Raw genomic sequence first — 26,951 nt, forward strand, 5'->3', positions numbered from 1 at the left:
CTCCTCTCATAACCTCTTTTGAGCTCGTTTTACCTCATAATCATATTTCTTTTCCATGAGATAATTGAATATACCTCTCACAGTCCATTTCTTGTTTCTGTATGCTCTAATGATAAACAGAACAATAATGACAACTACTATAGTTCTGCATATTAGTCTGATCAAAAGAAGCGTTGCTAAAATATCTTCATACCCTCTGGCCAGATTTTCCCAATAAGGGAAAAATATAGCCTTGTTCCACATACTCCTTGTCCCAAAGGACATTATCACATTAAGGAGGGCAAAAAACGAAAATCTTTCAGTGTTATCAATGACTGAAATATATGCATCATCAATAGCTGCGCTTTCCTTTACAATCTGAGCAACTATTCCATCAACAGGTCCTGGCATTACCACTTCGTAGCAATTTATACCACCTTTACTAGCTGTAGCACCATCCTCTGCAACCTCTGCACTTTCTGTTCTTCCGCTTAGTATTGTTCCATACTTACACAAGCTATCATATGAAATATAGGCTATGCTGGCATTCTGGCCTGATGCCTTTCGCATTTTGCCCTCTTCTCTTTTGACTACTCCAGAAACATAATGGGGCACATCGCCAATCATTACCATCTGCCCAACTACATCGTTGGAACCAAAGAGCTGCCAGGCAAGATCCTCATCTATAACAATCCCATCTTTCATAATGGCATCAGGCGAGTAGTAACTTCCTGATACCAGCTCTAAAGGGTGAAAAAGAAAGAAATCCCCCTCAGTGCCTATTGCTGTTACTTTATCTGCCATTTTGTTTTCAAAAGTGATCGATATAATTCCCTGGGCACTGTAACAGCTCGCAAAAAGTCTTGAGTCATCTACTTCTTCCTGTGAAGCATCTTCAGAATCTCCATTTGTCTCATCCAGTGTCTGTGTTTCAATTATCACAGGGGTGGTACTTTTTGCATCATCATCTTCCTCATCTTCAACAATGCCCACATCATTCATTTTTGCCTGAAGGATATACTCAAGCTTTCTTATGTAATCCGAATCTATAAGCTGGTCTTCTGTAAAAAAAGCACTGACCTGAGTCATTTTTCTCCCATCAGACCACCTCTGGCCTTCTGCCTGTTCAGGAAGTCTGCTGATAAGAGCTCTGCTGTATGCTCCCAGAAGAAGGTCAGCGGCAATAAGAATGATCACAAGGATAAAGACTTTGTTCTTAAAAAGCTGTATTAAACTATTCTGTATTTCTTTAAACTTTGTCTTCATTACTCGTTAGAAAGCCTTACCTGTTCTCCTGCTTTTACAGGTTTATTGGCAGTTGTGATGACATATTCATAATCATCAATTGCTGCTGTGATAGCTGAATTCTTGTCATCAGATGCAACAACTGTCACATCCGCTCTTGTAGCGGTATATCTGTTTCCAAGAGGTGATGATTTGCTCTTTACAATAAGGACAAACTTACCATTTGTATCTGTCTTAATGGCACTGTTTGGAACTATCATGTCATAGTTTTGACTTCTCTCTCCTATAGCCAGTGAAAGAGACTGACCCGGAGTAACTTCTGTGCTCTCGATTTTAAATGTAAGAAGCTTTTTTCCTGCAGGATCCTGTTTATCATTTTTTATAGATGTAAGCGTTGCTTTAAAATCAGAACTAAACTGCCATGCATTCTGTGGCTGAGCTGCATCACCGACTTTAAGCTTTTGTGCCTGAGAATTGCTTACAGAAAAGCTTGTTGTCATATCTTTTCCATCAACCTGAATGACTGCAATCGTCTCATCTGCAGAAGTTGACTCACCTGCAACCTTATTTACAGAAGAAACAATTCCCGCAACAGGGCTCTTTACTGATGCTCCAACAGACTCTGCTTCAAGTTTGGCGATTTTCTCTTTCTGGGCAGTAATCCTGTCTCTCTGGCTGCATAATGATATTTCTGTGTTAATACTCTTTAAAGCCTTATCTCTCTCGTCAGTAATTACCTTTAATGCCGCATCTGCCTCAGATTTAATCTGATTTGCTTTTGCAAGCTTCTGATCATATGTGATACCGAGCTGCTTAACATATGTTCCAAGCTGCGAAATATCTTTCGAAGCATTATTCAAAAAGACATCCAGATCCTGAATTTTGCTGTCATAGGCATTATACTCACTTTTCAGATCTATATATTTCTTTGAAACATGATCCTGCTCTGCCTGAAGATCATCAACTTTTCCATAAAGACTCTCGTAAACAGTCTTGTTATTTTCATATTGTGTCTTAGCGATGGTATACTCTGAAGTCGAGCTATCCATTGAGTCAAGACTTGTCTTTTCGACGATAAGGTTGTTGATTGCATCAAGCCTTGATCCGGTAGTAGTAAGTTCCGTGCTAACCGCAGTTTTTTTGACATCTATATTCTCTTTATCAGCACTGGCCTGATCGCCGGAATATTCAGGTGTCAATGCATTATAATTAACCTCATTGGTATCAATTGTTTTTGAAGTTGTCAGGTAAGTAACAGTAGCCTGCGCATCAGCTGCTGCCTGAACTGCAGCATCATATCTGTCATTGACGTCCTTAAGCTGAACCTGATACGTATCAAATGTAGCTGTCTTACCATTTCTTACCCTGGTTATAACATCATTCGGAACAGCACCTGAAAATAAAGCCTGTTCATAAGCAAGCTCCAGATCATCCAATTTATCTTTTGCTTCTGTAAGCTCCTCTGATTCCTTATCCTCCAGATAATAGATAACATCACCGATTTCTACATGCGCACCCTCTTTAACTGCTACCCCTGAAATCTTTCTTGTTTCTTTTACCGTAATATTGTATGGATCCTCTGCAGTAACTGTTCCGGTTCCTCTTATCTGCGGGCTGATAGATCCGCTCTCTATCTGAACCGTTGCAACCTGTGGAAGCGTGTAGTTCATAATAGTATTAGAAAAAAAAGTAAGAACCAGCATTACTGAAAGAAAGGCGATAGCCACGTTCTTTACAACGTCTTTCCTGTTTTTTACATTAGATATACTTCCTGAATCCCTGATTTTCCCAATTACCTTTCCCTCAGAATCAATAATCTCTCCAAGGTTTGAATCTTTTCTTTCGTCAAAATTTTCTGACATAACAAAACTCCCCTAAAATAAAAATTTTATCCCTTAATTCCTCCCTGGTAGGAAATGCCTTCTACCAGATAATCTTCACCATATAAAAATATAAGAAGCGGTGGAACCAGATATATTACAGCCACAGCAAAAGCAAGACTTATTTCTCCCGAATTTATCTTAGAAAGAAAGACAGAAAGCGGATGAAGATCCGGATCACCCAAAAGAATAAGAGGCTGTTCAACCATATTCCAATAATCAAAAAATACAAGTATAGCAATTGAAGCAATTCCTCCTTTACATAATGGCATGTTGATCCTTGAAAAAATGTACCACTCATCTGCTCCGTCTATTGAAGCTGCCTCCAGTACTTCCGTCGGAATCCTTCTCATAAATTTAGTCAAAAGATATACTGCAAAAGGAGAAAAAAATCCGGGAAGCCATATGGACCACCTTGTCCCATATATTCCCAAAGCCTTTGAAACCAGGAAATTGGGCACCAGCGTAACCTGATAAGGCATGAGCATCATAATAATATAGGCAAAAAAGATTGCTCTTTTTAATTTACCGTCATATCTTGAAAAGCCGTACGCCGCAAGGGTTGCAATTCCCAGTTGAACCACCACAATCGGAGCCACATAAATTATTGAATTCCAAAACTTAAGCAGATACTGCGGACTTTTGAAAAGAACTGTAAAATACTGAGCAAACGTCACCATATCGGGGATGAATTTCAGATTCACAGTTTTTGAGATAAAAATTTTTCCTCCCTTTTCAGTGGTAGCAAATATCGAACCATAATTGGCATTTATCTCAGAACTTGACATGAACGAATTTGTTATTGTCAATATGATTGGCATCAGGAAAACAACTGCAAAAACCAAAGCTGCAATTGTTACAATCCCGGTTTTTATGTTATCTATCCGCCTTTTCTTTTTGTACATTTTTTGTAGCATATTCATGCTGTTTTACCCTTCTACATCCTTTCCGTAGTAGTTCTCAACAGCATACATGATGTAGACGAGACCGGTTACTACTATAAACATAATTATTGCTGCAGCAGAAAGCTTTTGATAATCAAGAGAAGCAAATGTATTGTTCATAAAATGCTGCAGCATATAAAGCGAATCTACAGGATAATCTCCCGTCATCAGGTAAACTTCTCTAAATACCTTAAATGAATTGATTAGAGACATTATCGTAACAAAGAGTATTGACGATGACATGTATCTGACCTTTATATACCAAAAAATCTGGTATTTTGATGCATTTTCAAGTTCAGCCACCTCAAGTAGTTCTTTGGGAATGCTTGCAAGAGCTGACATAAACAGAATCATGTTGTACCCCAGGTTTTTCCAGAGAAAAAGAGCTATTATAACCACCTGTGCCTTGTCAGACTTAAGCCAGTCAATCTTATCTGCTCCAAAAGCTGCCGTGAAATTATTTATAATGCCGTTGTAATGAAACATTACCTGCCAAATAAGAACAACCGATGCTGTTGGAACCATCAATGGGCTTAAAAAAAATGACCTGAAATAACTCTTAAATGGAATTCTGGATTCCATTACGGCAGCCAGAAAAAGTGACAGCAAAACCGCAAGAGGAACAGCAACCAACGAAAACTTAAAGGTATTTATCCCCGCCATTTTAAACGCACCATTGTTCCAGACATTTATATAATTAGCAAAACCTACAAAATTCTTTTGAATGGGATTATTGATCAAAGAATAATAGATAACAACTCCAAAGGGAGCTACAAAAAATAGCATAACTCCCAATAAAGACGGAGCAAGAAAGAGCCATGATATTAGGCTCTTTCGCTCATTTGAAGAAAGCTCCCCTTTGAATAGTCTATGTATTTTTCTCCTCACCCTAGCACAAAACTTAAACACAACCTTACTCAGTATCCTTCACTACAAATTCTGGAACTTTCCCCTTTAAGAATGAATAATATGATCCATCGCTCCCATAATAATCGCTGCCATCAGATTTTTTCGTTATTACAACACTGTACTTGTTGTCTTTCTGACTATAATCATACCAATTTCCATTATAATCTGAAGTAACGATATCTTGAAGTATTTCTGACACTTCTTTGCTATTTTTTACTGGATCATAAGTAGCACTGGTAGTCATCACTTCTTCATCGCGCAGGTACTTGCCTGAATCAAAATCATCAAGGTTATAACCCGGATAATAATTATCAACTCTTATGCTGCTTATCATCTCAGGTGAAAGCTTGGGCTCAACATAGATATTATGGTCTTTGATAAGTTTCAGCAGATTTGTACTGGTCTCATAAACAGGAACAGAAACGTTTACATAATGAGTCCCATTGCTGGAAAATTCCAAACTACCAATTGGCTGATTTTTTTTCAGGTATGAATAATTCGCCCCCTCTAAAATATCTTTTCTGTAAGCATCACTTATTTCAACATATGTAATGGTATCGTCAGACTTCCTTCCACCGGCAGAAACATATGAAACACTATTATTACCCACGTTGGAACCTGTCATTTCTCTAATTGCATCATCATCAAAGCAAATGTAATGGCCCTTTTTATACTCTTCACTTGAAATAATGCTATCCATCAAAGTCTCATCAGTATCATAAGGAACAAAAATGCATCTGTATATCTTTCTTCCATCCTTCATCCTATAAAGGATTGATAACTCATAGCCCTTTGAATAATAAGAGTCCGTATCATAGTTTTTTCTTCCATCCATTCCGATAGATGCCAGTTTGATAAAAGAGTCAACATCAGTTATGTACATGTGCTTTTCACAGTACCCATCTCCAAACATGCCTCGACCGATCCACACATTGAAGTTATAGTCATCTTCAAGAATTGCACAGCTCTCAACCTTTTCAGGTGCCGGAACATAGGAATCAAAGCCGATAAGATCTCCTCTTAACACAACAAACACCAAAAGAACCATACAAACTGAAATGATTGTTGAAGCCTTGCCCTTAGTAAATCTCCTAATATTGGCATCAAGGATAACCTCGATGAAACATCCGGTTAAAGCTGTGGCAAGCAGCATGATAACACACATCATTATGAAGAGCTTATCATTCCATACATAGTCATTCATCATGTAGACCAGTATTCCTGCCGCTACTCCCGCCATAATGCTTACGATTACTTTAATGCACCATCTAAAAGGTCTAAATACAAAGCTTTTGCCCGCCATTTCAGCTTTTCTTTTCTTGCTGAAAATGATAACAAAGATAAATGCAATAATTCCAACAATAAAAGTATCTATATCCAGTCTCAAATTATCTTTTGCGAGTTCAAAAACCATTTTTGCATTAAATTCGTCGTCATAATTCAAATTCGTGTTATACAAAGCATAAAATCTGTCATATAAAGGAGACAGAATGGCACTAAATTTTTCAGAATAAGAGAATGTTTTAAAGAATATCTCTTTCAAACCTCTTATTTCAGCAGAAATCGCCACAGAAACTATTGCAAAAAAGCCTGTCAAAAGAAATGCCGAAAGCATTGTTCCACTGAGCATGATAGCAAGTACAGTCACATTGTATACTGTCAAAAACAGTACAACAGACCTCAAAAACTCAATGAGTACTGAGAACAAGACTGCATTATTTACTGCTCCCATACCTACTGCGATCAAAAATGCTATGAGCTCAACTGAGCCAAAGATTATAAGGAAGGTAACAAATGCATTGACGTAGTTCTTTTTTATTCTCTGAAATCTCGTAGTTGGCTGGCTAAGATAGAAATCCATCTGGCTTTGGTTAAACACATAGGAAAAACCCTGAAATGCAAATGCGATCGCGACTAGTGTCACAAGCCCAAAGGTCACGCTGTTTATTCCCATTACCAAAGAAACTGCCTTGCATTTTTCAACCTTAAGGACTACATCTGACTGTCCGTACATAGCTGCATAGTTTATGCACCTTGAAACAAGCAGTATCACTCCGAAAATAAAATAGCCAGCTACAAAAGGAAGCGCAACAAGAGCTGTCCAAAGAGTTCTTGTAATATATTTTTTCTGATTCTTAAGCTTTTCACTGAAGGATAAATTTCCTGATGTCATACCCAACTACCTCCGTCTCACTGATAAATATCTCCTCTAATGATAGAGCGAGCACCTCAAAGAATACCGGATTGCCGCGTTTGAATGCCGCTTCAATCTCTTCTCTTTCACCTCTCATGGTTATGGTGTGAAGTCTTCCTCTCTTTTCATGAAGAAGTATATCTATTCCTTCAAGAGCATTTTTCTCATCCTCATCAGAAGCAAATACACACTGAACTTTCTGCATATTAAGCTTCATATCGCTGATATCCTCGGATAGTATCACTCCTCCCTTGTGAAGAAGTCCTACGTGATCACAAATATCCTCAAGCTCCCTTAAGTTATGAGATGCAATCACCGGTGTAAGTCCCCTGTCTTCCATCTCTGCTGCGAACAGACTCTTAACTCCCTGCCTTACAACCGGGTCAAGTCCATCAAAGGTCTCATCACAGAGAAGATACTTGGTTCCGGCGCATATTCCAAGCAGTATTGAGATCTGCTTTTTCATTCCCTTTGAAAAAGTGCTTATTTTGCGCTTCGTATCCAGGCCAAAGCCATTACACATCTTATAAAACCTTAGTTTATCAAACTTCTCATAAATTCCCTCATAGTATTCCGCCATATCCTCAGGGCTACTGTTAGGCAAAAAATACTGATCATCAGATATGTAAAAAATATCTTTCTTTACATCCGGGTTGTCATATACAGGTCTGTTATCTACACATACTATGCCAAGATCAGGCTGTATGACTCCTGCGATTATTCTAAGTATCGTACTTTTACCTGCCCCATTAGTTCCTACAAGCCCGAACACTTCGCCATCCATTATGCTCAGTGAAACACGATTGACAGCTTTGATGTCGTCATAGGATTTATCCAGGTCTAGTAACTCAATCATGTTAATTCTCCTCCGCTTTGCATATTCTCCCCAAGCCTTAGCTTTATTTCCTTTACAAGTTCCTCTAGTGGTATTCCGATTTCTTTAGCTTCTACAAACAGATCAACAACCGCTTTTATAAGCTCTTCTTTTTTATTGTCTTTGAGTAGCCCTGTACTGTCTTTTACAAAATTGCCTCTTCCCTTGACAGTATAGATAAATCCCTGTCTCTCAAGTTCGGCGTAGGCCTTTTGTACAGTGTTAGGGTTTGTAGAAAGCTCCATAGACAGACTTCTGACAGATGGCATCTGATCATCCGGTTGCAATATCCCTTTAAAGATCTGCATCTTGAAATTCTCAACTATCTGCTCATAGATTGGTCTGCTATCTTGATAATCAATAAGCTTCATTTTCTTCACCCATTGTTTAACAATATAGTTTTAGTTACAAAAAAATAAGTGTACTATGTTTACTAGTACACTTGTATTCTATAACTATATATATGTAATTGCAACACTTATTTATTTGCCATTTTTTCTTTTTGAGAGTGCGTAAGGCGCTTTAAATGCCACTCTCTGCTCATGGCCTCTTCTTTAGTCTTGAAGGTTTCATAATAAACCAAGACAACAGGTAAGCGAGCCCTTGTATATTTTGCCCCCTTACCTGAATTGTGAGTCTTTATTCTTTTTTCCAGATCATTGGTGTATCCGCAGTAAAAAGATCCATCTGCACACCTGACCATATATGAGTAATATTCCATTTATGCTTTCATTGTTGCAAGAAATGTTGACGCGTCCGGTGAATATCCTGCAAGCTCCCATTCATCATAAAGTTCAGCCATCTTCATGCCGGAGAACCCCTTGGAATCCATCTTTAACATTGTCCAGGCATCATCAAATTCTTTTCTTCTGGCTCTGAACTCTGCCGAGCTCTTACCTGCACCGCCATTCACTTCTGTAAGGTTTTCATCATTTATCATATTCTTTTTATCAGCCATTATAGGTTCCTCCTCACATGTATTGTTCTAATTTATTATACACTTATTTATACGAGCGAAAAAATAAAATGGCAAAAAAAATACTGCCCAAAACGGCAGTATTTTTAATAGAACAAATATTTTATGCATTATCCTTTTCTCTTTTAGCAATCATAGGAAGGATAACGCCAAGAGCAGTAAGAACAAGTGGTGTAATTACGTTAAGTGCAAATGTAAACGGATCTGCATCATACATTCCAAGAATACAGCTTGCTGCTGTTACTCCAAAGCACCATATTCCAAAGAAAAGAGCCACACCCTGATTCTTGACGAATCTATATTCAGGCTTGAATTTATCTCCAGCCTTTCTAAGAGCGATATATGCCCAGAATACCCAAAGGTAACGAAGTGGCATGCACACTGAGTTAAGCTTTGTGAGCTGCTTAAGAACTACAGCTGCACCAGGAACAAATGACTGAATAAGGATAATTGCTCCTGATAATAAAGCTACAAGCTTAATACCATTTACATAAGCACCGGCATCATTCTTCTTAAGAAGTTTAGAAGGAATAAACTCTCTTGCGTCCTCATTGTCAAGAAGCATACGAAGAGGTGCATCAATACTGATAACAAGAGTTGAAAGCTGACCTATTGCATTACAAATAGCATAAATGATAAGAAGTGTATCACCAATGTGGTAGTAATTACCAAGTTTCTGGAATGCCCAGTAGCTTCCGTTTGAATTATATGCGTTAAAGCTGTCTGCGCTTGCGTTGATCTCTGCAGGATCAAACATCATACCCATTGCTACAGTTCCAAGCATTGCACAAACAACAACCATTCCTGCAAGAGTTATCATTGCTCTTGGGAAGCCCTTACTTGGGTTATCAATCTTATTAACATAAGGAGAGATCTTCTCACAACCACCTACAGCAAATACAAGTATTGAAAGTGATGTAAAATACTTGACATTAAACTGAGGAATAAGACTCTTAATGCTAAGGTCAAGTGATACAAAACCGCCCTGTGGATTGATTGCAGGTGCAGCAAACATCATTATGATGTAAAGAATAGACATTACAAACATACTTGTTCCTGCAAGAGTTGCAAGCTTTTTAAGAGGGTTAAGTCCTCTTGAAGCAACATAGCAGAAAATCAAGAGAATAGCCAATGTAACAAGCTGAACAGCAAATGTTGGGAATGAATCATATTTTTCACCATTTCTGTAAACAGCCCAGCTAAGCGCCTTAAGTCCACCTGAAGACTTAGAAGCAATATAAGTAATATGGCAAGCCCAATAAGTCCAGCCTGCATAGTAAGCAACCTTAGGGCCTGTTGTGCTAAGTACCCATGAGCTTACGCCACCGCCTGATGTTTTGAAGGCAGAACCAAGCTCACCTACCATAAGTGCATATGGCACAAAGTAAAGTGCAAACATAAGCAACCAACTGAACATTACCTGTGTGCCGTTAAAATAAAGAAAACCATTTAATACATTTCCAAACCCCCATACGGTTGAAAATGCCATGAACGCTAACGTGGTCCATTTCATACGTTTTGAATCCATTTTGAAAAACCTCCATAATATCTTTACAGCAAGGTTTATATTTTACTACATTAAATTCCAAAAGTCACTAATAAATTTTTACGAAAATTTAATAAATAGAAAAAAGCAAAAGACAACAACATGTTTTTCAATTATAATGTAAAAGATTGCGCTTAGATAACAATAGGTAAAAGTTTATTATAGAGAGGATATTTTATGAGTATTTTAAATGTTGAACATCTTACCCACGGCTTTGGCGACAGAGCGATCTTTGATGATGTTTCTTTCAGACTTCTCAAAGGAGAACACATCGGTCTTGTTGGCGCCAACGGCGAGGGAAAGTCAACTTTCATGAACATAATAATTGGTAAGCTCATGCCGGATGCAGGCACAATTGAATGGGCAAAAAATGTTAAAGTCGGCTATCTCGATCAGCACGCTGTCCTTAAGGAAGGCATGACCATAAGGGATGTCCTTGCTTCTGCCTACGAGCCTTTATACGACATGGAAAAAAGAATGAACGAGATCTGTGACGCCATGGGGGACGCAGATGAGAAAAAGCTTGAAGAATATATGGAAGAGCTTGGCACAATCCAGGATCTTTTGACCAATCACGACTTCTATCTCATCGATTCTAAGATTGAAGAGGTTTCAAGAGCTCTCGGATTTCTTGAGCTTGGTCTGGACAGAGATGTTACAGAGCTTTCAGGTGGTCAGCGTACAAAGATCCTTTTGGGAAAACTTCTTTTGGAAAAGCCTGATATTCTGCTTTTAGACGAGCCCACTAACTACCTTGATGCCGAGCATATCGTATGGCTCACAAGATACCTTCAGGAATACGAGAATGCCTTTATTCTCATATCTCATGATGTTCCATTCCTCAACAACGTTGTCAACATCATCTATCACATGGATGGTCAGACACACAGTCTCGACAGATATGTAGGTGATTACGACAAGTTCATGGAAGTCTATGAAGCTAAAAAAGCTCAAAGAGAGGCAGCCTACAACCGTCAGCAGCAGGAAATCGCAGAGCTCAAGGATTTTGTTGCCAGAAACAAAGCCCGCGTAGCCACAAGAAATATGGCCATGGCCCGTCAAAAGAAACTTGATAACATGGACATCATAGAGAAAATTCAGGAAAAACCAAAGCCAGAGTTCTTCTTTAAAACCGCAAAGACGCCAAGCAAGTTCCTGTTTGAACTAAATGATCTTGTAATCGGCTACGATACACCTCTTTCAAAGCCTTTAACTCTTGCTATTGAGAGAAATACATTTGTAGTACTTACAGGCGCAAACGGAATCGGAAAAAGTACTCTCCTAAAGAGCATCCTTGGCATCATTCCTCCAATTTCAGGAAAGGTTACAAGAGGCGAAAATGTTGCTATAGGATATTTCGAACAGGAAATGTCTCCCAACATCGAAACAACCTGTATGGAAGAAATATGGAACGAATTCCCCGGCTTTTCACAGTATGAAGTCCGCTCCGCTCTTGCAAAATGCGGTCTTACCACCAAGCATATCGAAAGTAAGTGCAAAGTCCTTTCCGGTGGTGAGCAGGCCAAGGTTCGCCTCTGCAAGCTTATGAACAGAGAATCTAATCTTCTAGTTCTGGACGAGCCCACTAACCATCTTGACGTAGATGCAAAGGATGAGCTCCACAGAGCACTAAAAGAATATAAAGGCACAGTTCTTATGGTCTGCCACGAGCCTGACTTCTATTCAGACCTTGCTACCGAAGTAATTGACTGCTCCAAATGGACTACAAGAGTCTGATATTATTACATAAAAAAACGCCTCATAACGAGGCGTTTTTTATTATGTATTAAAGGCAGCTAGCGTAGGCTTTTTCTGCACCTTCTGTGTGAATTTTGTGAAGGTCTGCAATAACAGCATCTGTAAGACCATCAATCTTGTTAAGGTCCTGATCCCACATTTTCTCATTAGAAAGAACAGCCTTTACAAGGTCTTCTTCTGAATCATTTCTGTGATCATAGAAGAACTCAAGAGCCCATCTGTCATCACTTACTGTGTATGTATTGCCTGCTGGTCTCTTACATACAAGTCCTGCATCTGTAAGTTCCTGTATATCGTTTGAATAGAATGCGATGTATGCTGCAAGTGACATTGTAAGGCAAACAGGAAGCTTGCCATTCTTCTCAATGTACTGAAGGAATGATGGCATATTTCTAGCCTTCCACTTACTTGTTGAGTTAAGTGAAATAGACATAAGCTCATGGTTAACGAATGGATTGTTGAATCTATCCTTAACTGCAGCTGCAAACTGATTAAGATCATTCTCATCAAGATGGTCGACAAGTGTTGGGATAACCTCTTCACTTAACATCTTGTTCATGAAACCTGCAATATTGTCATTGTGCATACAGTCACGAACGATATCAAATCCTGCAAGGTAAGCACCAAGAACAAATCCCGTGTGAGCACCGTTCAGGATACGAACCTTTCTGTGCTTGTATGGCATAACATCAGGTACAACGTGAACATTTACTCCAGCCTTCTTAAATGGAAGTCTGTCCTCAAGTCCCTCTGGTCCTTCAATGATCCAAACACCGAAGATCTCACCTACATCAATAAGCTCATCATGATATCCGTTCTCTTCCTCAAGCTTTTCTACTTCCTTAGGATCACGGATTCTTCCTGGAACGATTCTGTCTACAAGTGTTGAGCAGAAAATATTGTCATTGTTTACCCAAGTCTTGAACTCTTCTCCAAGGTTCCACTGGTCAATGTACTGGTTAACGCACTTTAAGAGCTCTTTGCCATTGTTGTCGATAAGCTCGCATGAAAGAACAACTACGCCCTTCTTACCAGCCTTAAATCTTGTGTAAAGAACCTGTGTAAGCTTTCCAGGGAAGCTGTTTGCAGGAACATCCTCAAATTTGCATGAAGGATCATATGCAATACCTGCTTCTGTTGTGTTAGATGCAATGATGTCAAGGTCATCACTTGCTGCGATTTCCATCATTCTGTCAAAATCAGCCTTTTCATATGGGTTAAGGCATGAATCTACAGCTGAGATAACTCTCTTTGCGTCTACCTTCTGTCCGTTCTCGCTTCCACGAAGGTAAAGTGTATAAAGACCTTCCTGCTTGTTGACAAGCTCTGTAAGTCCCTGTGCAATTGGCTGTACAAGAGCTACCTTGCCGTTAAAGCCAGCCTTTTCATTGCTGATGTCAAAGAAATAATCAACGAATGCTCTGAGGAAGTTTCCTTCACCGAACTGGAGCACCTTTACAGGCGCATCCTTAAGAACGTAACCTGTGTAGCCCGATTTTTCAAGTACATCATAGTTTAATAATTCCATTACCCATATCCTCCTAAAATGTAAGCTCTTACATTTGTTCTCAAAATGAATTTTTACACCTATTGTTATACCACAGGAATGTAAGCGTTTACAATACCCTTTTTTTCTTTTTATAATTATTTTTGAAATATAGATAGTACATAAATTGTGATATCATTAAAAGGTATAATAATCACATGAGGGGAACAAAAATGGCAGAAATTAGCAAGGTTATAACATCTGATTTTTCAATGAACTATTTCAAATTCGGCACCGGAAAAAACACATTGGTTATAATTCCGGGCCTTAGTATTCAAAGCGTAATGGGAGCAGCAAATGCAGTTGAAGCCGAATATTCTTCAAGAATAAAAGACAACTTCACTATTTATGTATTCGACAGACGAGAAGCCATTCCTGAAAACTATTCTATCCACGAGATGGCCTATGACACGATAAAAGCAATCAAAGAGCTGGGGTTAAAAGACATTTCTCTGTTCGGTGCTTCTCAAGGTGGAATGATCGCGATGGTCATGGCCATTGAATGTCCCGATCTTATAAAGAAGCTTGTCCTAGGCTCGACTTCTTCTCATGTTAAGCCAGAACAGGCCAAAGTAATTGAAAAATGGATATCTCTGGCCGAAAAAGGCGATGTTCACGCTCTATATCAGAGTTTCGCAAAAGAAATATATCCTGAAAGAATTTACGATGAATATAAAGACCTTTTTTCTGACATGAGTAATGCAGTAACTACAGCAGAGCTAAATAGATTTATAATACTTGCAAAATCAATCCTGGGCTTTGATATTTCTGATGATTTAAAAAAGATACAGTGCCCCACTTTAGCAATCGGCTCTTATGAAGATGCGGTACTTGATTCCGATGCGACAATGGAAATCGCCGAGAATCTGGACTACAGACAGGATTTCAGACTTTATATGTACATCGGTTATGGACATGCTGCCTATGACACAGCTCCTGATTACAGAGACAGAATGTATAAATTCCTTATGAATTAAAACAAAAATCTGTATATTGTTTGTATGGCAAAAAAAATTAGTGTAAAATCTTATCCAAGGCTTATCTGTAGAAAGAAAGTCTTGGATATTTTTTAGCAAAATATATTAGCGAGGTTTTACCAAAATGGCATTTGACGGAATAACTATTGCAAACTTAACTAAAGATTTTAGCGATTACCTGGTTGGTGGTCGTATATATAAGATTGCCCAGACAGAAAGCGACGAGCTTTTTATTACTGTAAAACTTTCCTATGAAAATGCGGACAAGTATGGCATAAAGCAAAAAAGGCTGGTATTGTCATCCGACGCTTCTCTTCCACTTGCTTACATGACAGATGACAATAAGAATTCTCCAATGACAGCTCCGAATTTCTGCATGCTTCTTAGAAAGCACATCCAGAACGGCCGCATTGTATCAGTAACTCAGCCTGGAGGCCTCGAGAGAGTCATCCGCTTTGAAGTCGAGCATCTGGATGAAATGGGGGATCTTAGGCATAAAGTTCTTTTGATCGAGATCATGGGAAAATATTCAAATATTATTTTTACCGATGAAAACAACGTGATAATTGATTCAATCAAGCACATTCCTGCATCTGTAAGCTCAGTACGAGAAGTTCTTCCGGGAAGAGAATATTTTGTCCCTTCACAGGAAAAAATAAATCCTCTTACTACTACGGCTGATGAATTTTCCAGTGCTGTCTTAAGCAAAGGGATGCCTATTTTTAAGGCTATCTACTCAAGCTACACAGGTCTTTCACCGATAGTTTCTCAGGAAATCTGCTACAGAGCAGGAATCGATGCCGACAAATCTGCAATAGTCCTTGATGCAGGTGAAGGAGCCAAGGTTTACAGAGCTTTTGATGATGTGATGGAGCTTGTAAGAACTGGTAGATTTACTCCTTCTATAATCTATAATGGCGATATACCAAAGGAATACGCTTCTATCCCACTGACCATATATGAAGCTGAAGATTCTTCATTTAGGACTGCTCCTATTTCTGATATATCTGCACTTATCGAACAGTATTATGCTGAGAAAAATGTCTACACCAGGATCAGGCAAAAATCTGTCGATCTCAGGAAAATAGTACAGACTGCTCTTGAAAGAAATGTAAAAAAACTTGACCTTCAGACAAAGCAGTTAAAAGACAGTGAGAAAAAGGACAAATACAGGATCTACGGCGAGCTTTTGACCGTCTATGGTTATAACGCAGAGCCAGGTGCTAAAAGCATCACAGTAAACGACTATAACACCGGAGAAGACGTAACTATTACCCTTGATCCTACTCTTACACCAAGTCAGAATGCAAAAAAATATTTTGATAAATATACCAAGTTAAAGCGCACAGCTGAAGCCATGGACGAGCAGATAAAAGAAGTTTCAGAAGCGGTTGAACAGCTTGAATCAATAGAAAGTGCTCTGGAAATAGCTCAAAACGAAGCAGACCTTGCCCAGATAAGAAAAGAGCTTGTGGACAGTGGTTATATAAAATCTCACACCACATCCAAAAATGGCCGAAAGGAAAAGATAACAAGTAAGCCCTTCCACTATGTAAGCAGCGATGGATTTGATATTTTTGTTGGAAAAAACAACTATCAGAATGATGAACTTACCTTTAAGACTGCAAATGGCGGCGACTGGTGGTTCCATGCCAAAAAAATTGCAGGTTCACACGTTGTTCTTATCACCGGTGGAAAAGAAGTTCCTGACAGAGCCTTTGAAGAAGCAGCTGCTCTTGCTGCATTCTATTCAAAGGGAAAGAACCAGGAAAAAGTAGAAATAGATTATTTAAAGCGAAAGGATGTCAAAAAACCCGGCGGAGCAAAGCCCGGATTTGTTGTATATTATACCAACTATTCAATGGCAATTGCCCCTGACATCTCAAATCTCAAGCTTATCAGTGAATGATAGTCAAAATAAAAAATCCCATGCAATAGGCAAATGCCACTTGCATGGGAATTTTTTATAATTCATTCTTTATATGAATACTTAAATTATCAGCAGCCAAAGAGAGAATTAAGATACATGAAACCACAGTATCCGTTTGCATCTACAAGGCTGTTTACATCGTATCCAGCTGGAATTGTTACAGAATAGTTCTCTGCGCCTGTCTTATCCTTAGGGAATACGATCTGAACTGATACGTCAGGTCTTGTAGCAAGAGCATCTACCATTGCCTTATCAAGGCATGAGCACATAGCTGTCTCAAGAATTACTGTAGCATCCTTTGGAGCCTCTGTAACTGTCTTAATGAAAGCATTCTTGTACTCGATAGCTGTAAGGTTGCCAGCAGGAACCTTTACTACCTTTGTAGCCTGTACAGGAACGTTTGAAGCCTCTTCACCGATGTATGCGCCGAGTACTGTAGGAAGTGCATTTGCACCAGTTGGAGATACTGTAAATTTAGCAAAAATAAATGGTACTGAAGGAGTTTCAGACTCTGTACGTGGTTCATCGTCACTTACAGTTTCTGTATTCTCAGCAACTACTCTTCCGCCAATAAGATGTGCCTTGATTGATACACCACCCTTGTTGTTGTTAAGGCGAATTTCATATACACCATTTCCTAAATCAGTAACTGTTACGTTATCACCTGCAGTAACAGAATAACCTTCCTGAACTGCAACTTTAATAGCTGAATTTACAGTCATAGTAAGAATACTTGAATCATTATCTACCACTTCCTTATCTGATAATGAAGAGCTCATATATGATGTATACCTGTCAGTTGAAATTGACTTGATAATGCTGTTATCTTCTTCCTCATGCTTGATGATATACTGGATATTATTTCTGATATATTCCTCTACATCCTTGCTGATATTTTCATCATCAGTCACTACACTTACAAGATTAGTATCATCTGTGATTTCATATACAACGATCTGAGGAAGTTTGTTTATGATCTCAAGAGAATTATCATCTTTTCCAGGCTTGACTACGATAGCAGCACTCTCATTGGAATCAGAAGTATCTTTAAGGGTACCGAGGATTTCTACCTTTTCACCACTAATGGGTGATTTTTCATCAATAACAATACCATTATCAGTATATGAAACATCTCCCTCAACAATAACCTTTGAATAGTTATTCATATCAATTCCGGTAGCACCAGTGGCATCACCGTAAACTTTAGTAGTAGATTGATCTCTTGCTATAATTGCAGTTTTTTCTGCGGTAACATTTCCCTTGCTGTTATCATCAGAAGGATCGCCAACAGTAATAGTAGCATTTACTCCATTTGCTTTAATTCCATTACTATTGGATGTTACATTACCATTAATTGTGACAGAAGAATTTGCATAAGCCTCAGCAGCGCCACGATTGTCATTTGTTAAATTAGGAGATGATACATCACCATTTACAGTTGCTTCTCCACCATTGAGTGCACCAACAGTTCTCCATTTAGCAGACTGGTTCTCTACGTTTCCGGTTACATTAACTTCAACGTTCTTACCGTCAGCATAAACGGTAGACCATGCTTCTTCACCGCTGTTAGTTACCACATCCCCTTCGTAATCAGCTTTTACTTCTTCCTCACCTGTTGTCTGCTTCCAGGTTTCATCAAATCTCTCTGGAACAGATGCCGGATCCCCATCCGCTGCGAATGCAGTAAGTGATGCGCCAAATACTACAGACATTGCCATAGTAACGGCTGTTAGATTGATTAATGCTTTTTTATACATTTTTTCTCCTCCAATTAAAAAAATTACAAGAGAAATTATATAAAACCCCGCAAAGCCGCACCATGTCTAAATCGGCAAAATTTTTTCTCGTATTTTCCCAAATTAGTAAATTAAATTACAAATTATGTGTCTTTTTTGTGATATCTTTGTTAATTATTAATCTATATTTTTTGTTCAATTTGTGAACTATTGTCATTTTTTCGAAAGGTTTACGTAAAATCCGCAAAAATAAGGCAATTTTCGATTGTGCATTTTGTTAAATAAATATTTAACAAAAAAACTTCTTGCAATGGATATCTTTCTTTCAATAACCAATACAAGAAGTTTTGGAAACTAATTATAGTAATCGATCAAAGAGAATACTGAATAAGAAGTCTTAATGTATTCTCTGCTCCATCCCTATGGCTTCTTTCGTATCCATGAGATGCATACACTCCGGCGCCAATAAGACCGTGCTTTAAATCATTACCTGAACGAAGGGTTGCTTCTACATCACTACCATAGTGAGGGTAAATGTCTACAGCATAATCTGCTCCGCTGTCCATAGCAGCCTTGATAAGTCCCTGAACAATATCATAGCTATAAGGGCCGCCGCTGTCCTTTGCACAGATAGATACCTGCTTCTCAGTACATGTAAGTCCATCGCCTACGCATCCCATATCTACTGAAATTGCCTCAGTACAGCCCTCAGGAACGCTGCTGCTTCCGCCGTGTCCTACTTCCTCAAAAACTGTAATATGAGCATAAAGAGCTCTCTTTGGAGTTATCTTATTGTCTTTTATATACTTGGCAAGACCAAAAAGAATTCCAACACTCAGCTTATCATCAAGGAACCTTGATTTAATATATCCGGTCTTAGTAACTCTGACATTTGGATCAAAACATACAAAATCACCAACTGAAATACCAAGCTTTTCTGTATCTTCCTTTGACTTTACATCTTCATCAAGAACAACTTCGCAGCTCTCCCATGATCTCTTTGTGTCATCATAATCACCATTTACATGGATAGATGCGTTATTTAGCTGGAAAGTACCTTCGTAAATGCCGTCAAACTTAGTGACAATACGAACATTCTCAGTTTCAGCATTATTAGGATTCATTCCGCCAAGATTTGTAAGCTGAAGTCTTCCATTTGACTTAATAGTAGCGACCATTCCGCCAAGTGTATCAGTATGAGCTTCTAAAAGAAGGCCATTCTTTTTATCCTTTCCTGTAAGATCCACTATTACGCCGCCCTTATTAGTAAGTTCAGCCTTAAAACCGAGCTTTTCAAACTCTTTTTTTACCCAGGCTGCAGCATCCTTTGTATATCCTGTTGGAGAATCAATGTTCAAAAGATCTGATGTCTCTTTTACAATAAAATCCGTATACTTTTTTAAATTTGCTTTTTTCATTACGTCTACCTCCATAATGTCATTAAAACTTGCATGCAAAATGATATATATCGCATTACAAGAGTTTTATCTTTTTCAAAATACCGGCTATAGATGCCCCCTTAGGGAATCTCTTAATATCATCTTCTGTTGCTCCGCCGGACTTTATAAGAACCGCGAAATAAACAAAAGCTGCAACAAATACCGCCACAAATGTAGCAAAAAGATTGGCAAAATACTTACTTGAAATAATAAAGCCAAATAATAATTCGAACAGCTCATAAACGCCAAAAGCTGCTACTCCCATTACCAGTGCCGAAACAGATGGATACAGGTAAGTCTTTTTAAGGTCATAATACACAGGCAGATATTTATGCATAAATATATTGTTTAATACACACATCATAAATGAGTAAAGTATTGTCACAATACAAAGAGCAATATCGCCCAGATCAGTATAGATAAGAAGAATGCTAAGAACCACTGTCTGCAAAATAAGCGCAAATAAGGCATTTAGCACAGGAACATTCACACGTCCAATCCCCTGAAGAACCGCATTTGTAACTGTAGAGAGCGAATAAAATACTACAGTTATAGCAAGAAATCTAAGAAGCATTGATGCTTCATCAAGCGAAGCCCTCTGAGGGAAAAGAATCATCATAACAGGTCTTGCCAGGGCAAAAAGCCCAACTGCGCAAGGAATGGAAATCATCAGAATAACTCTTGTCACCCTTGATACAGTACTACCCGCTCCTTCAGTATCACCTTTTGCAAATGTTGTTGATACTTCAGGAATCATAGCTGAAGCTGCCGCACTTGCAAGAGCAATTGGAAGGTTTGTGATAACCATAGCTTTTCTGTTGAATATGCCATACATATACGCAACTGCACTCTCATCCATATTTTTCACATGCATAAGAATTCTGCTAAATAACGTTGAATTTAAGAATGTTGAAAGGTTGTAAATGCAAGTGCTTAAGATAAAAGGAGTCACGATCAGAAATATCATTTTGTATATCTCTGAATTGCCCATTTCATCATGAGTATCTTTTTGAACTCTTTTCTTTATATCAGGTCTATTAACGTTATAAACAAATAGCATGAACAAAAGAGCTATGAGTACTCCTGCTCCTGTTCCAAGCGCACTTCCTATAGCGCCATATACAGCTCTTTTGGATGGGTCCTCTGCTCCTGCAATGTTTGTAAGGATAATAGCCCCTCCAACACTGACGATGGCATTAAAGATCTGCTCAAGAAGCTGGGAAACAGAGGTTGGTACCATAGTTCTGTGAGCCTGAAAATAGCCTCGTAAAACTCCCAAAAATCCGAAGAGGAATATTGTAGGAGCAAAAAATCTAAGGACTGTAGCAGATCTTCCTGCAACCAAAATATCTGCAGCAAAAAACAGCACAAGACTTCCAACGCCGCCAACGATCAAAACATAGATTATGGCGCACTTAAAGATCTTATGTGCATTTTTATATTCTTTTACAGCAAGTTTACCTGAAATAATCTTGGACATAGCAGATGGAATGCTATATGAAGATACAAGAAGGACTATGGTATACACCGCATAAGCAGCTCCATAATAGCCATTTCCTTCATCGCCAATGATCGCTGCCAGCGGACTACCATATAACAGGCCGATAATTCTTGAGATAATGCCTGCGATCGCAAGAATACCAGCCTGTTTTAAAAGATTCTTTTTTGAATTATTATCGTTAATACTACTTTTCATAAATTAGGTCAAGGGCGTAGCCAATCGTACATCTCCTGATATTTTTCTGCGGAAACTTTCCAAGAGAAGTCAACTGCCATCGCACGATCTATCATCTTGTTCCATTCACGCTTCTGGTCGTAGAATACATGCTCTGCTTCTCTGATGGTACCAAGCATCTCATGAGCATTGTAGTTCAGGAATCCAAATCCTGTACCTGTACTCTCATACTTGTTGTAAGGTTCAACAGTATCAATAAGGCCACCTGTCTGTCTTACAATCGGTATTGTACCATATCTTAACGCCATAAGCTGAGAAAGTCCACAGGGCTCAAACAGAGATGGCATCAGGAACACATCTGAAGCCGCATATATCTTGTGAGACATAGGCTCTGAATAATAAATATTTGCAGAAACTTTGTCGTTGTATTTCCAGTCAAAGTGTCTGAAAGAGTTCTCGTACTGTTCCTGACCTGTACCAAGAACAACAAGCTGAATTGCATCCTGACACAATTCATCAAGAACATAGTTGATAAGATCAAAGCCCTTCTGATCAGTAAGTCTTGAAACAATACCGATCATCATGCACTTATCATCTTCCTTAAGGCCAAGCTCTTTCTGCAAAGCGCGCTTATTCTTAACCTTTTCCTTGCGGAAATTGATGGCATTGTATTTGTAAGGAATGTACTTATCTGTTGATGGATTAAACTCATCATAGTCGATTCCGTTTACAATACCTCTGAGATCTCCGGCTCTTGCACGAAGAAGTCCATCAAGCTCTTCACCATAAAACTGAGTCTTGATCTCTTCTGCATATGCCTTACTAACAGTTGTGATCGCATCTGAGTAAACAATACCACCCTTTAGAAGGTCAGCATCTTTGAAAAGTCCAAGTTTATCAGGTGCAAAGAAATAATCAGGTAATCCGGTAATATCCTGAACTGTCTTAATATCCCATTTACCCTGGAATTTCAGGTTGTGGATAGTCATTATTGCCTTGATTCCTCTGTAGAACTCGCTACCCTGGAATCTCTCTTTTAAATAAACAGGAACAAGTCCTGTCTGCCAGTCATGACAGTGAATAATATCAGGTCTGAAATCAATAACAGGCAGAATAGAAAGAGCTGCTTTAGAAAAGAAAGCAAACTTCTCGATTTCAAATACTACGTCATCTCCATAAGGTTTCATTCCATTAAAGTAGAATTCGTTGTCGATGAAATAATACTTTATTCCGTCAACCTCAGCCTTAAAGATACCAACGTACTCATTTTTCCAGTGAAAGTCCATATAGAAGTTGGAGATATACTCCATCTTCTCTTTCATCTGCTGGTTTATACATTTGTATAATGGTAATACTACACGAACATCAAAATATCTCTTATCAATGTTTTTTGGCAGTGAGCCTACTACATCAGCCAAACCGCCAGTCTTGATAAATGGTACACCTTCAGAAGCTACAAATAATATGTTCTTCATTAGTCAACCGTCTCCTCATATTTTGCAGATTGCATAGCTATTAGTTCTTTATCGTCAAAGTAGTTGATTCTCATTGCGTCCTTGACATCTGAAAGAGTCTGAGCCGCAACTTCTTTAGCTACTTCGCTTCCCTTTTTAAGCACATCATACACATATGGAATATCTTTTTGGAACTCTTTTCTTCTGTTCCTGATTGGTTCAAGCTCAGCCTGGATAACGTTATTAAGGAATTTCTTAACCTTAACGTCTCCAAGACCGCCTCTCTGATAGTGGTCCTTCATCTCCTGAAGACATGAGTACTCAGGAGCAAACTCAGCAAAGTGTTCATCCTTTGCAAAAGCATCAAGATAGATAAATACAGGGTTACCCTCTACCTGACCAGGATCCTCAACTCTTAAATGATTAGGATCTGTGAACATGCTCATAACCTTTTTCTTGATAGAATCAGGCTCTTCTGAAAGGTAGATGCAGTTGCCAAGAGACTTACTCATCTTGGCCTTACCGTCTATACCAGGAAGACGCAGACATGCTGCATTATCAGGTAAAAGAATTTCAGGCTCAACTAAAGCCTCGCCATATACTGAATTAAACTTTCTAACAATTTCCTTGCACTGCTCAAGCATAGGCTCCTGATCCTCACCAACAGGAACAGTTGTAGCCTTAAATGCTGTAATATCAGCTGCCTGGCTTATAGGATATGTAAAGAATCCGACAGGAATACTTGTTCCAAAGTTTCTCATCTGAAGCTCAGACTTAACTGTAGGATTTCTCTGAAGTCTGGAAACTGTAACAAGATTCATATAATAAAATGTCAATTCAGTAAGCTCAGGAATCTGAGACTGAATAAACAGTGTTGACTTAGCCGGATCAAGGCCCACTGAAAGATAATCAAGTGCAACCTCTATAATATTCTGACGAACTTTCTCAGGATTATCAGCATTATCTGTAAGTGCCTGAGCATCAGCGATCATAATAAATATCTTGTCAAACTCCCCCGAGTTCTGAAGCTCTACCCTTCTGCGAAGTGATCCTACATAATGTCCAACATGAAGCTTACCTGTAGGACGATCTCCCGTTAAAATAATCTTACTCATTTCAAAAAATATCTCCTCACAAAACTTATCTGTATTTAAAAGCAAATATGAATTCTATAATACATTATTTTATGTTCAGATACAATCTGTATTGTCTCTTTAATAATAATCCCCCAGAAAGAAATAAACTATATTTCGTTACTATATTATTTATTATTTCGATTTACTTTATTTTTAATTTATAAATCGTACATATTTTGTCCAAATTTAGAACTTATTATATAATCTATCAGAAGAAAAACTTCTGACTCCCCCAACAAAACTTTTTTCATACCGGGTCGATCGGCTCCCCACTGGTCGACCCCTCCTCCCAAAAACAGACCACCTGTAAAGGTGGTTTTTCTTTTGGGTTTTATGCTGTAAGAGTCTCGATCTCTTCGTTCTTTTCTGTAAGCTCTTCTGCTACTTCTGAAGTCTCCTCAGTTCCTATCATATCGGTCTTTCTGGGAGCTCTGACACCAAAGCTTCCTGTATATCTGATCTCCTTCAGCAACTTTCTGACATTTTTTAATGTTTTATCTATTTCATCAGCACCGGCGCAAATAACAGTTGGAACGCCACTGCCATTAAATTCTACACGCAATCCCGAATCTTTTAGAGTTTTAAAAGCCTTAAGTTTGTCTGTTGTACTTATCTCTTCAAGTTCTTTTTCATTCTTTGCCATATCTTGTACCTCACTTTTTACTAAACACAATATAACACATTTCTGCTTTTATTTCAAACGTTTGTTCTAACACTTTTGCACAAAATAATGTGCTTTTTTTCGTTGATATTTTATACTAAAAAACTGTTAAGTATTTTATTAACCCACCGATATATCTATTGAGAATAAAAATTCTCACTCCCCCAACAAAACTTTTTTCATACCTGGGCTGTTAATCTCCCCAATTAACAGCCCTCCTCCCAAAAAAAATCTTGTGAAGCAAAAAGAGACGACTCCCCATCGTCTCTCTTTTGTTGTTATGACATATTATCTGTTTATGGTATAGGCTTTCACAAAGAAATCCTTATCGCCTTGTTTTTCCATCAGTCTCCCATCATCAGAGATGTAATATGATGCTCCGCTTGCTTCATAGTGATTATGAATGTTTCCTGTGAGATTATTCCATTCATCATAATTGGCTTCACTAACATAATCAGCTGCTTTTTCAAAGACAAGCCTGCCGTTTGAATAAGGCCTTATGAACACAAAGAAATTATCTCCGGCTTCCAGGTTAATGCTGTTATCAAGTTCAAAAGTATGATACCCACCACTGATCGCTGAGATTTTCTGAGTACATGAAGGTTCTTTTAAACTCGAAATATCAATACCTGTTTCATCAAATTCAGGATTTATATATATCTCAACTTCATACTGCTGGTAACTGTCAATTGCCATAAGCCCAATAGCTTCAAGCTTTTCATCTCCCAAAGCCGTATACATTATTCCATATGGATTGTTTGAGCCTGTAAGTGCATATACATAGTTATTATCATCATCAAGCGTATCTACCAGATTAGTAATAAAGCCTGCTGCCTGGTAATTATTGTCATACCAGTCTTCAGATTCAGGTAACGCGACGCTATAAGCAGCTACATTACTTGAACAGGTAGTCTCATCATAGTATGAAAGGTAGAAAAATCCGCCTTCGCCACTATTACTGCCCCAACTGTTCTTACATATCCAGGCTCCGTCGCCTGCTGGCTTTCCTCCAAACTCAGATGCAGGATAATCATCATCCCACCCGACAATAAGGATCTCATGATTAGCTGTTGGAGCCTTTTTTCCATCAAAATATGAATAAAGATCTTTGTTATGATTCTTCCAAAAAATAGTATCCGCATTGACTCCGGCTGTTATAGCCCCATGCTCATATATCATCTGCTTTACATATTCTCTGTTCTGAACAGATGCGCATATCTGACTCACATCCTGAACATGGTAGCTGCTCTCATAAGTATCTGACGGCTTTTCTCCATTTTCTTTAAATAGAAAATCCTGACCATACATACTGTTAAATTTGTCGTTACCTTCTTCTGGAACCGGACCTTTCCATGCTGTCAGCAGACTTATGCAATAGTCTGTAACACCACCAACCGCAACATAACCGGAATCATAATCAAATATCCATGCTCCATCTTCGTTGTCAGCGTTAACAAGTTCTCTGTAATCATTATCAATATATCCTGTGTCCTCTTTATCTGCCTTATGAACATTGTAGTAAGCCAGGTGCTTTTCAGACAGATCAATGTCGGTATAGTTTAGACCTTCATTATGTTTTAATATATCGCTTTCAATTGCTCCAAGTGCTGCATAGGTCCAACAAAGATACGAATATCCCTGATCTTCCGGAGCAGTAACAAAACGCTTTCCATCTACATTTCTCGAATCATACTTAGCAGGAAGCTCATTTTCTGAGAATGTTGAAATATCTGTCGGGATCACATCTGTAAAGTCTTCATTGCTGTAGAACTCACCCGAATTCCCATCAGCAATTACCACTGCCTCAGGGATTACAATTTCCCGCACATTTTCTACGTCTAATGATGTAGGGCTGTTAATACTTTCTCCTACAACAGCTTCATGACTTGCAGAATCGGATTTTTCTTTTGAAGCACTCTCATCATAAATTGTTATGCTTCCATCGACAGCGCTCAGATCTTCATCCACATTCGGCACATATTCGTCCCTTCTGGATGAATTGAACTCTTTATGAATACTCTGGTTTATAAGCATAAGGACAACAACTAAAACTATAACGGCTGCCGATATGATCAATACTTTCTTTTTCAAT

At 38.5% G+C, this 26,951-nt stretch carries 21 protein-coding genes; 3 read left to right on the top strand and 18 right to left on the bottom strand.

Features of this window, described 5'->3' with window-relative positions; all coding sequences use genetic code 11:
• Window positions 1-6 precede the first annotated feature (6 nt).
• The 10 genes from E7303_RS02465 to E7303_RS02510 form a co-directional block, all read right to left on the bottom strand.
• Window positions 7-1,245, bottom strand: a complete 1,239-nt coding sequence (locus E7303_RS02465) for an ABC transporter permease (protein WP_292143676.1) — start codon at window positions 1,243-1,245, stop codon at window positions 7-9.
• Window positions 1,245-3,086, bottom strand: a complete 1,842-nt coding sequence (locus tag E7303_RS02470) for an HlyD family efflux transporter periplasmic adaptor subunit (RefSeq protein WP_292143677.1) — start codon at window positions 3,084-3,086, stop codon at window positions 1,245-1,247. Before E7303_RS02470 ends, E7303_RS02465 begins: the two co-directional genes overlap by 1 nt.
• A 26-nt stretch (window positions 3,087-3,112) precedes the next feature.
• A complete protein-coding gene (locus E7303_RS02475; RefSeq protein WP_292143678.1) occupies window positions 3,113-4,027 on the bottom strand; it encodes a carbohydrate ABC transporter permease in 915 nt (304 codons plus the stop codon).
• A gap of 6 nt (window positions 4,028-4,033) precedes the next feature.
• Window positions 4,034-4,834: a carbohydrate ABC transporter permease gene (locus tag E7303_RS02480; RefSeq protein WP_292143679.1), complete on the bottom strand. Its 801-nt coding sequence runs from the start codon at window positions 4,832-4,834 to the stop codon at window positions 4,034-4,036.
• Between the two features lie 127 nt (window positions 4,835-4,961).
• Entirely contained in the window at window positions 4,962-7,130 is a 2,169-nt protein-coding gene (locus E7303_RS02485) for a DUF6449 domain-containing protein (RefSeq protein ID WP_292143680.1), read from the bottom strand.
• A complete protein-coding gene (locus tag E7303_RS02490) occupies window positions 7,102-8,007 on the bottom strand; it encodes an ABC transporter ATP-binding protein (RefSeq protein WP_292143681.1) in 906 nt (301 codons plus the stop codon). The genes E7303_RS02485 and E7303_RS02490 overlap by 29 nt, the downstream gene beginning before the upstream one ends.
• The gene (locus tag E7303_RS02495) at window positions 8,004-8,396 is read right to left on the bottom strand and encodes a GntR family transcriptional regulator (RefSeq protein ID WP_292143682.1); all 393 of its coding nucleotides are present in this window, start codon (window positions 8,394-8,396) and stop codon (window positions 8,004-8,006) included. The genes E7303_RS02490 and E7303_RS02495 overlap by 4 nt, the downstream gene beginning before the upstream one ends.
• A gap of 107 nt (window positions 8,397-8,503) precedes the next feature.
• Complete coding sequence (locus E7303_RS02500) at window positions 8,504-8,746, bottom strand: GIY-YIG nuclease family protein (protein ID WP_292143683.1); 243 nt, start codon at window positions 8,744-8,746, stop codon at window positions 8,504-8,506.
• The gene (locus E7303_RS02505) at window positions 8,747-8,983 is read right to left on the bottom strand and encodes a hypothetical protein (RefSeq protein WP_292143684.1); all 237 of its coding nucleotides are present in this window, start codon (window positions 8,981-8,983) and stop codon (window positions 8,747-8,749) included.
• Window positions 8,984-9,104: 121 nt separating this feature from the next.
• The gene (locus E7303_RS02510; protein ID WP_292143685.1) at window positions 9,105-10,529 is read right to left on the bottom strand and encodes an APC family permease; all 1,425 of its coding nucleotides are present in this window, start codon (window positions 10,527-10,529) and stop codon (window positions 9,105-9,107) included.
• Window positions 10,530-10,724: 195 nt separating this feature from the next.
• Between E7303_RS02510 and E7303_RS02515 the strand changes: the two genes are divergently transcribed.
• Window positions 10,725-12,284, top strand: coding sequence for an ABC-F family ATP-binding cassette domain-containing protein (locus tag E7303_RS02515; RefSeq protein ID WP_292143686.1), 1,560 nt, complete (start codon window positions 10,725-10,727; stop codon window positions 12,282-12,284).
• 49 nt (window positions 12,285-12,333) lie between these two features.
• Here E7303_RS02515 and E7303_RS02520 read toward each other — a convergent pair whose 3' ends face one another.
• The gene (locus E7303_RS02520; RefSeq protein ID WP_292143687.1) at window positions 12,334-13,833 is read right to left on the bottom strand and encodes a tagaturonate reductase; all 1,500 of its coding nucleotides are present in this window, start codon (window positions 13,831-13,833) and stop codon (window positions 12,334-12,336) included.
• A 191-nt stretch (window positions 13,834-14,024) separates the two neighbouring features.
• Here E7303_RS02520 and E7303_RS02525 point away from each other — a divergent pair, with 191 nt between their 5' ends.
• Both E7303_RS02525 and E7303_RS02530 read left to right on the top strand, forming a co-directional pair.
• The gene (locus tag E7303_RS02525; protein WP_292143688.1) at window positions 14,025-14,828 is read left to right on the top strand and encodes an alpha/beta fold hydrolase; all 804 of its coding nucleotides are present in this window, start codon (window positions 14,025-14,027) and stop codon (window positions 14,826-14,828) included.
• 124 nt (window positions 14,829-14,952) lie between these two features.
• On the top strand, window positions 14,953-16,737 hold the full coding sequence (locus E7303_RS02530; protein WP_292143689.1) for an Rqc2 family fibronectin-binding protein: 1,785 nt from the start codon (window positions 14,953-14,955) through the stop codon (window positions 16,735-16,737).
• 89 nt (window positions 16,738-16,826) lie between these two features.
• Here E7303_RS02530 and E7303_RS02535 read toward each other — a convergent pair whose 3' ends face one another.
• The 7 genes from E7303_RS02535 to E7303_RS02565 form a co-directional block, all read right to left on the bottom strand.
• Window positions 16,827-18,515, bottom strand: coding sequence for a hypothetical protein (locus E7303_RS02535; RefSeq protein WP_292143690.1), 1,689 nt, complete (start codon window positions 18,513-18,515; stop codon window positions 16,827-16,829).
• 350 nt (window positions 18,516-18,865) lie between these two features.
• Window positions 18,866-19,912, bottom strand: coding sequence for a M42 family metallopeptidase (locus tag E7303_RS02540; RefSeq protein ID WP_292143691.1), 1,047 nt, complete (start codon window positions 19,910-19,912; stop codon window positions 18,866-18,868).
• 55 nt (window positions 19,913-19,967) lie between these two features.
• Window positions 19,968-21,629 carry a putative polysaccharide biosynthesis protein gene (locus tag E7303_RS02545; RefSeq protein WP_292143692.1) on the bottom strand — a complete coding sequence of 554 codons (1,662 nt, stop codon included), beginning with the start codon at window positions 21,627-21,629 and terminating at the stop codon, window positions 19,968-19,970.
• Between the two features lie 8 nt (window positions 21,630-21,637).
• Window positions 21,638-23,083, bottom strand: a complete 1,446-nt coding sequence (gene glgA / locus E7303_RS02550; RefSeq protein WP_292143693.1) for a glycogen synthase GlgA — start codon at window positions 23,081-23,083, stop codon at window positions 21,638-21,640.
• Window positions 23,083-24,177, bottom strand: coding sequence for a tryptophan--tRNA ligase (gene trpS / locus E7303_RS02555; RefSeq protein WP_074890066.1), 1,095 nt, complete (start codon window positions 24,175-24,177; stop codon window positions 23,083-23,085). The genes glgA and trpS overlap by 1 nt, the downstream gene beginning before the upstream one ends.
• Before the next feature lie 352 nt (window positions 24,178-24,529).
• Window positions 24,530-24,841 (bottom strand): hypothetical protein, encoded by a 312-nt coding sequence (locus tag E7303_RS02560; protein ID WP_292143694.1) that lies wholly within the window; start codon window positions 24,839-24,841, stop codon window positions 24,530-24,532.
• Between the two features lie 306 nt (window positions 24,842-25,147).
• Window positions 25,148-26,950: a C1 family peptidase gene (locus E7303_RS02565; RefSeq protein ID WP_292143695.1), complete on the bottom strand. Its 1,803-nt coding sequence runs from the start codon at window positions 26,948-26,950 to the stop codon at window positions 25,148-25,150.
• Between the last annotated feature and the right edge of the window lies 1 nt (window position 26,951).

The sequence above is a fragment of the Butyrivibrio sp. genome (assembly GCF_015056685.1).
Taxonomy (GTDB): domain Bacteria; phylum Bacillota; class Clostridia; order Lachnospirales; family Lachnospiraceae; genus Butyrivibrio.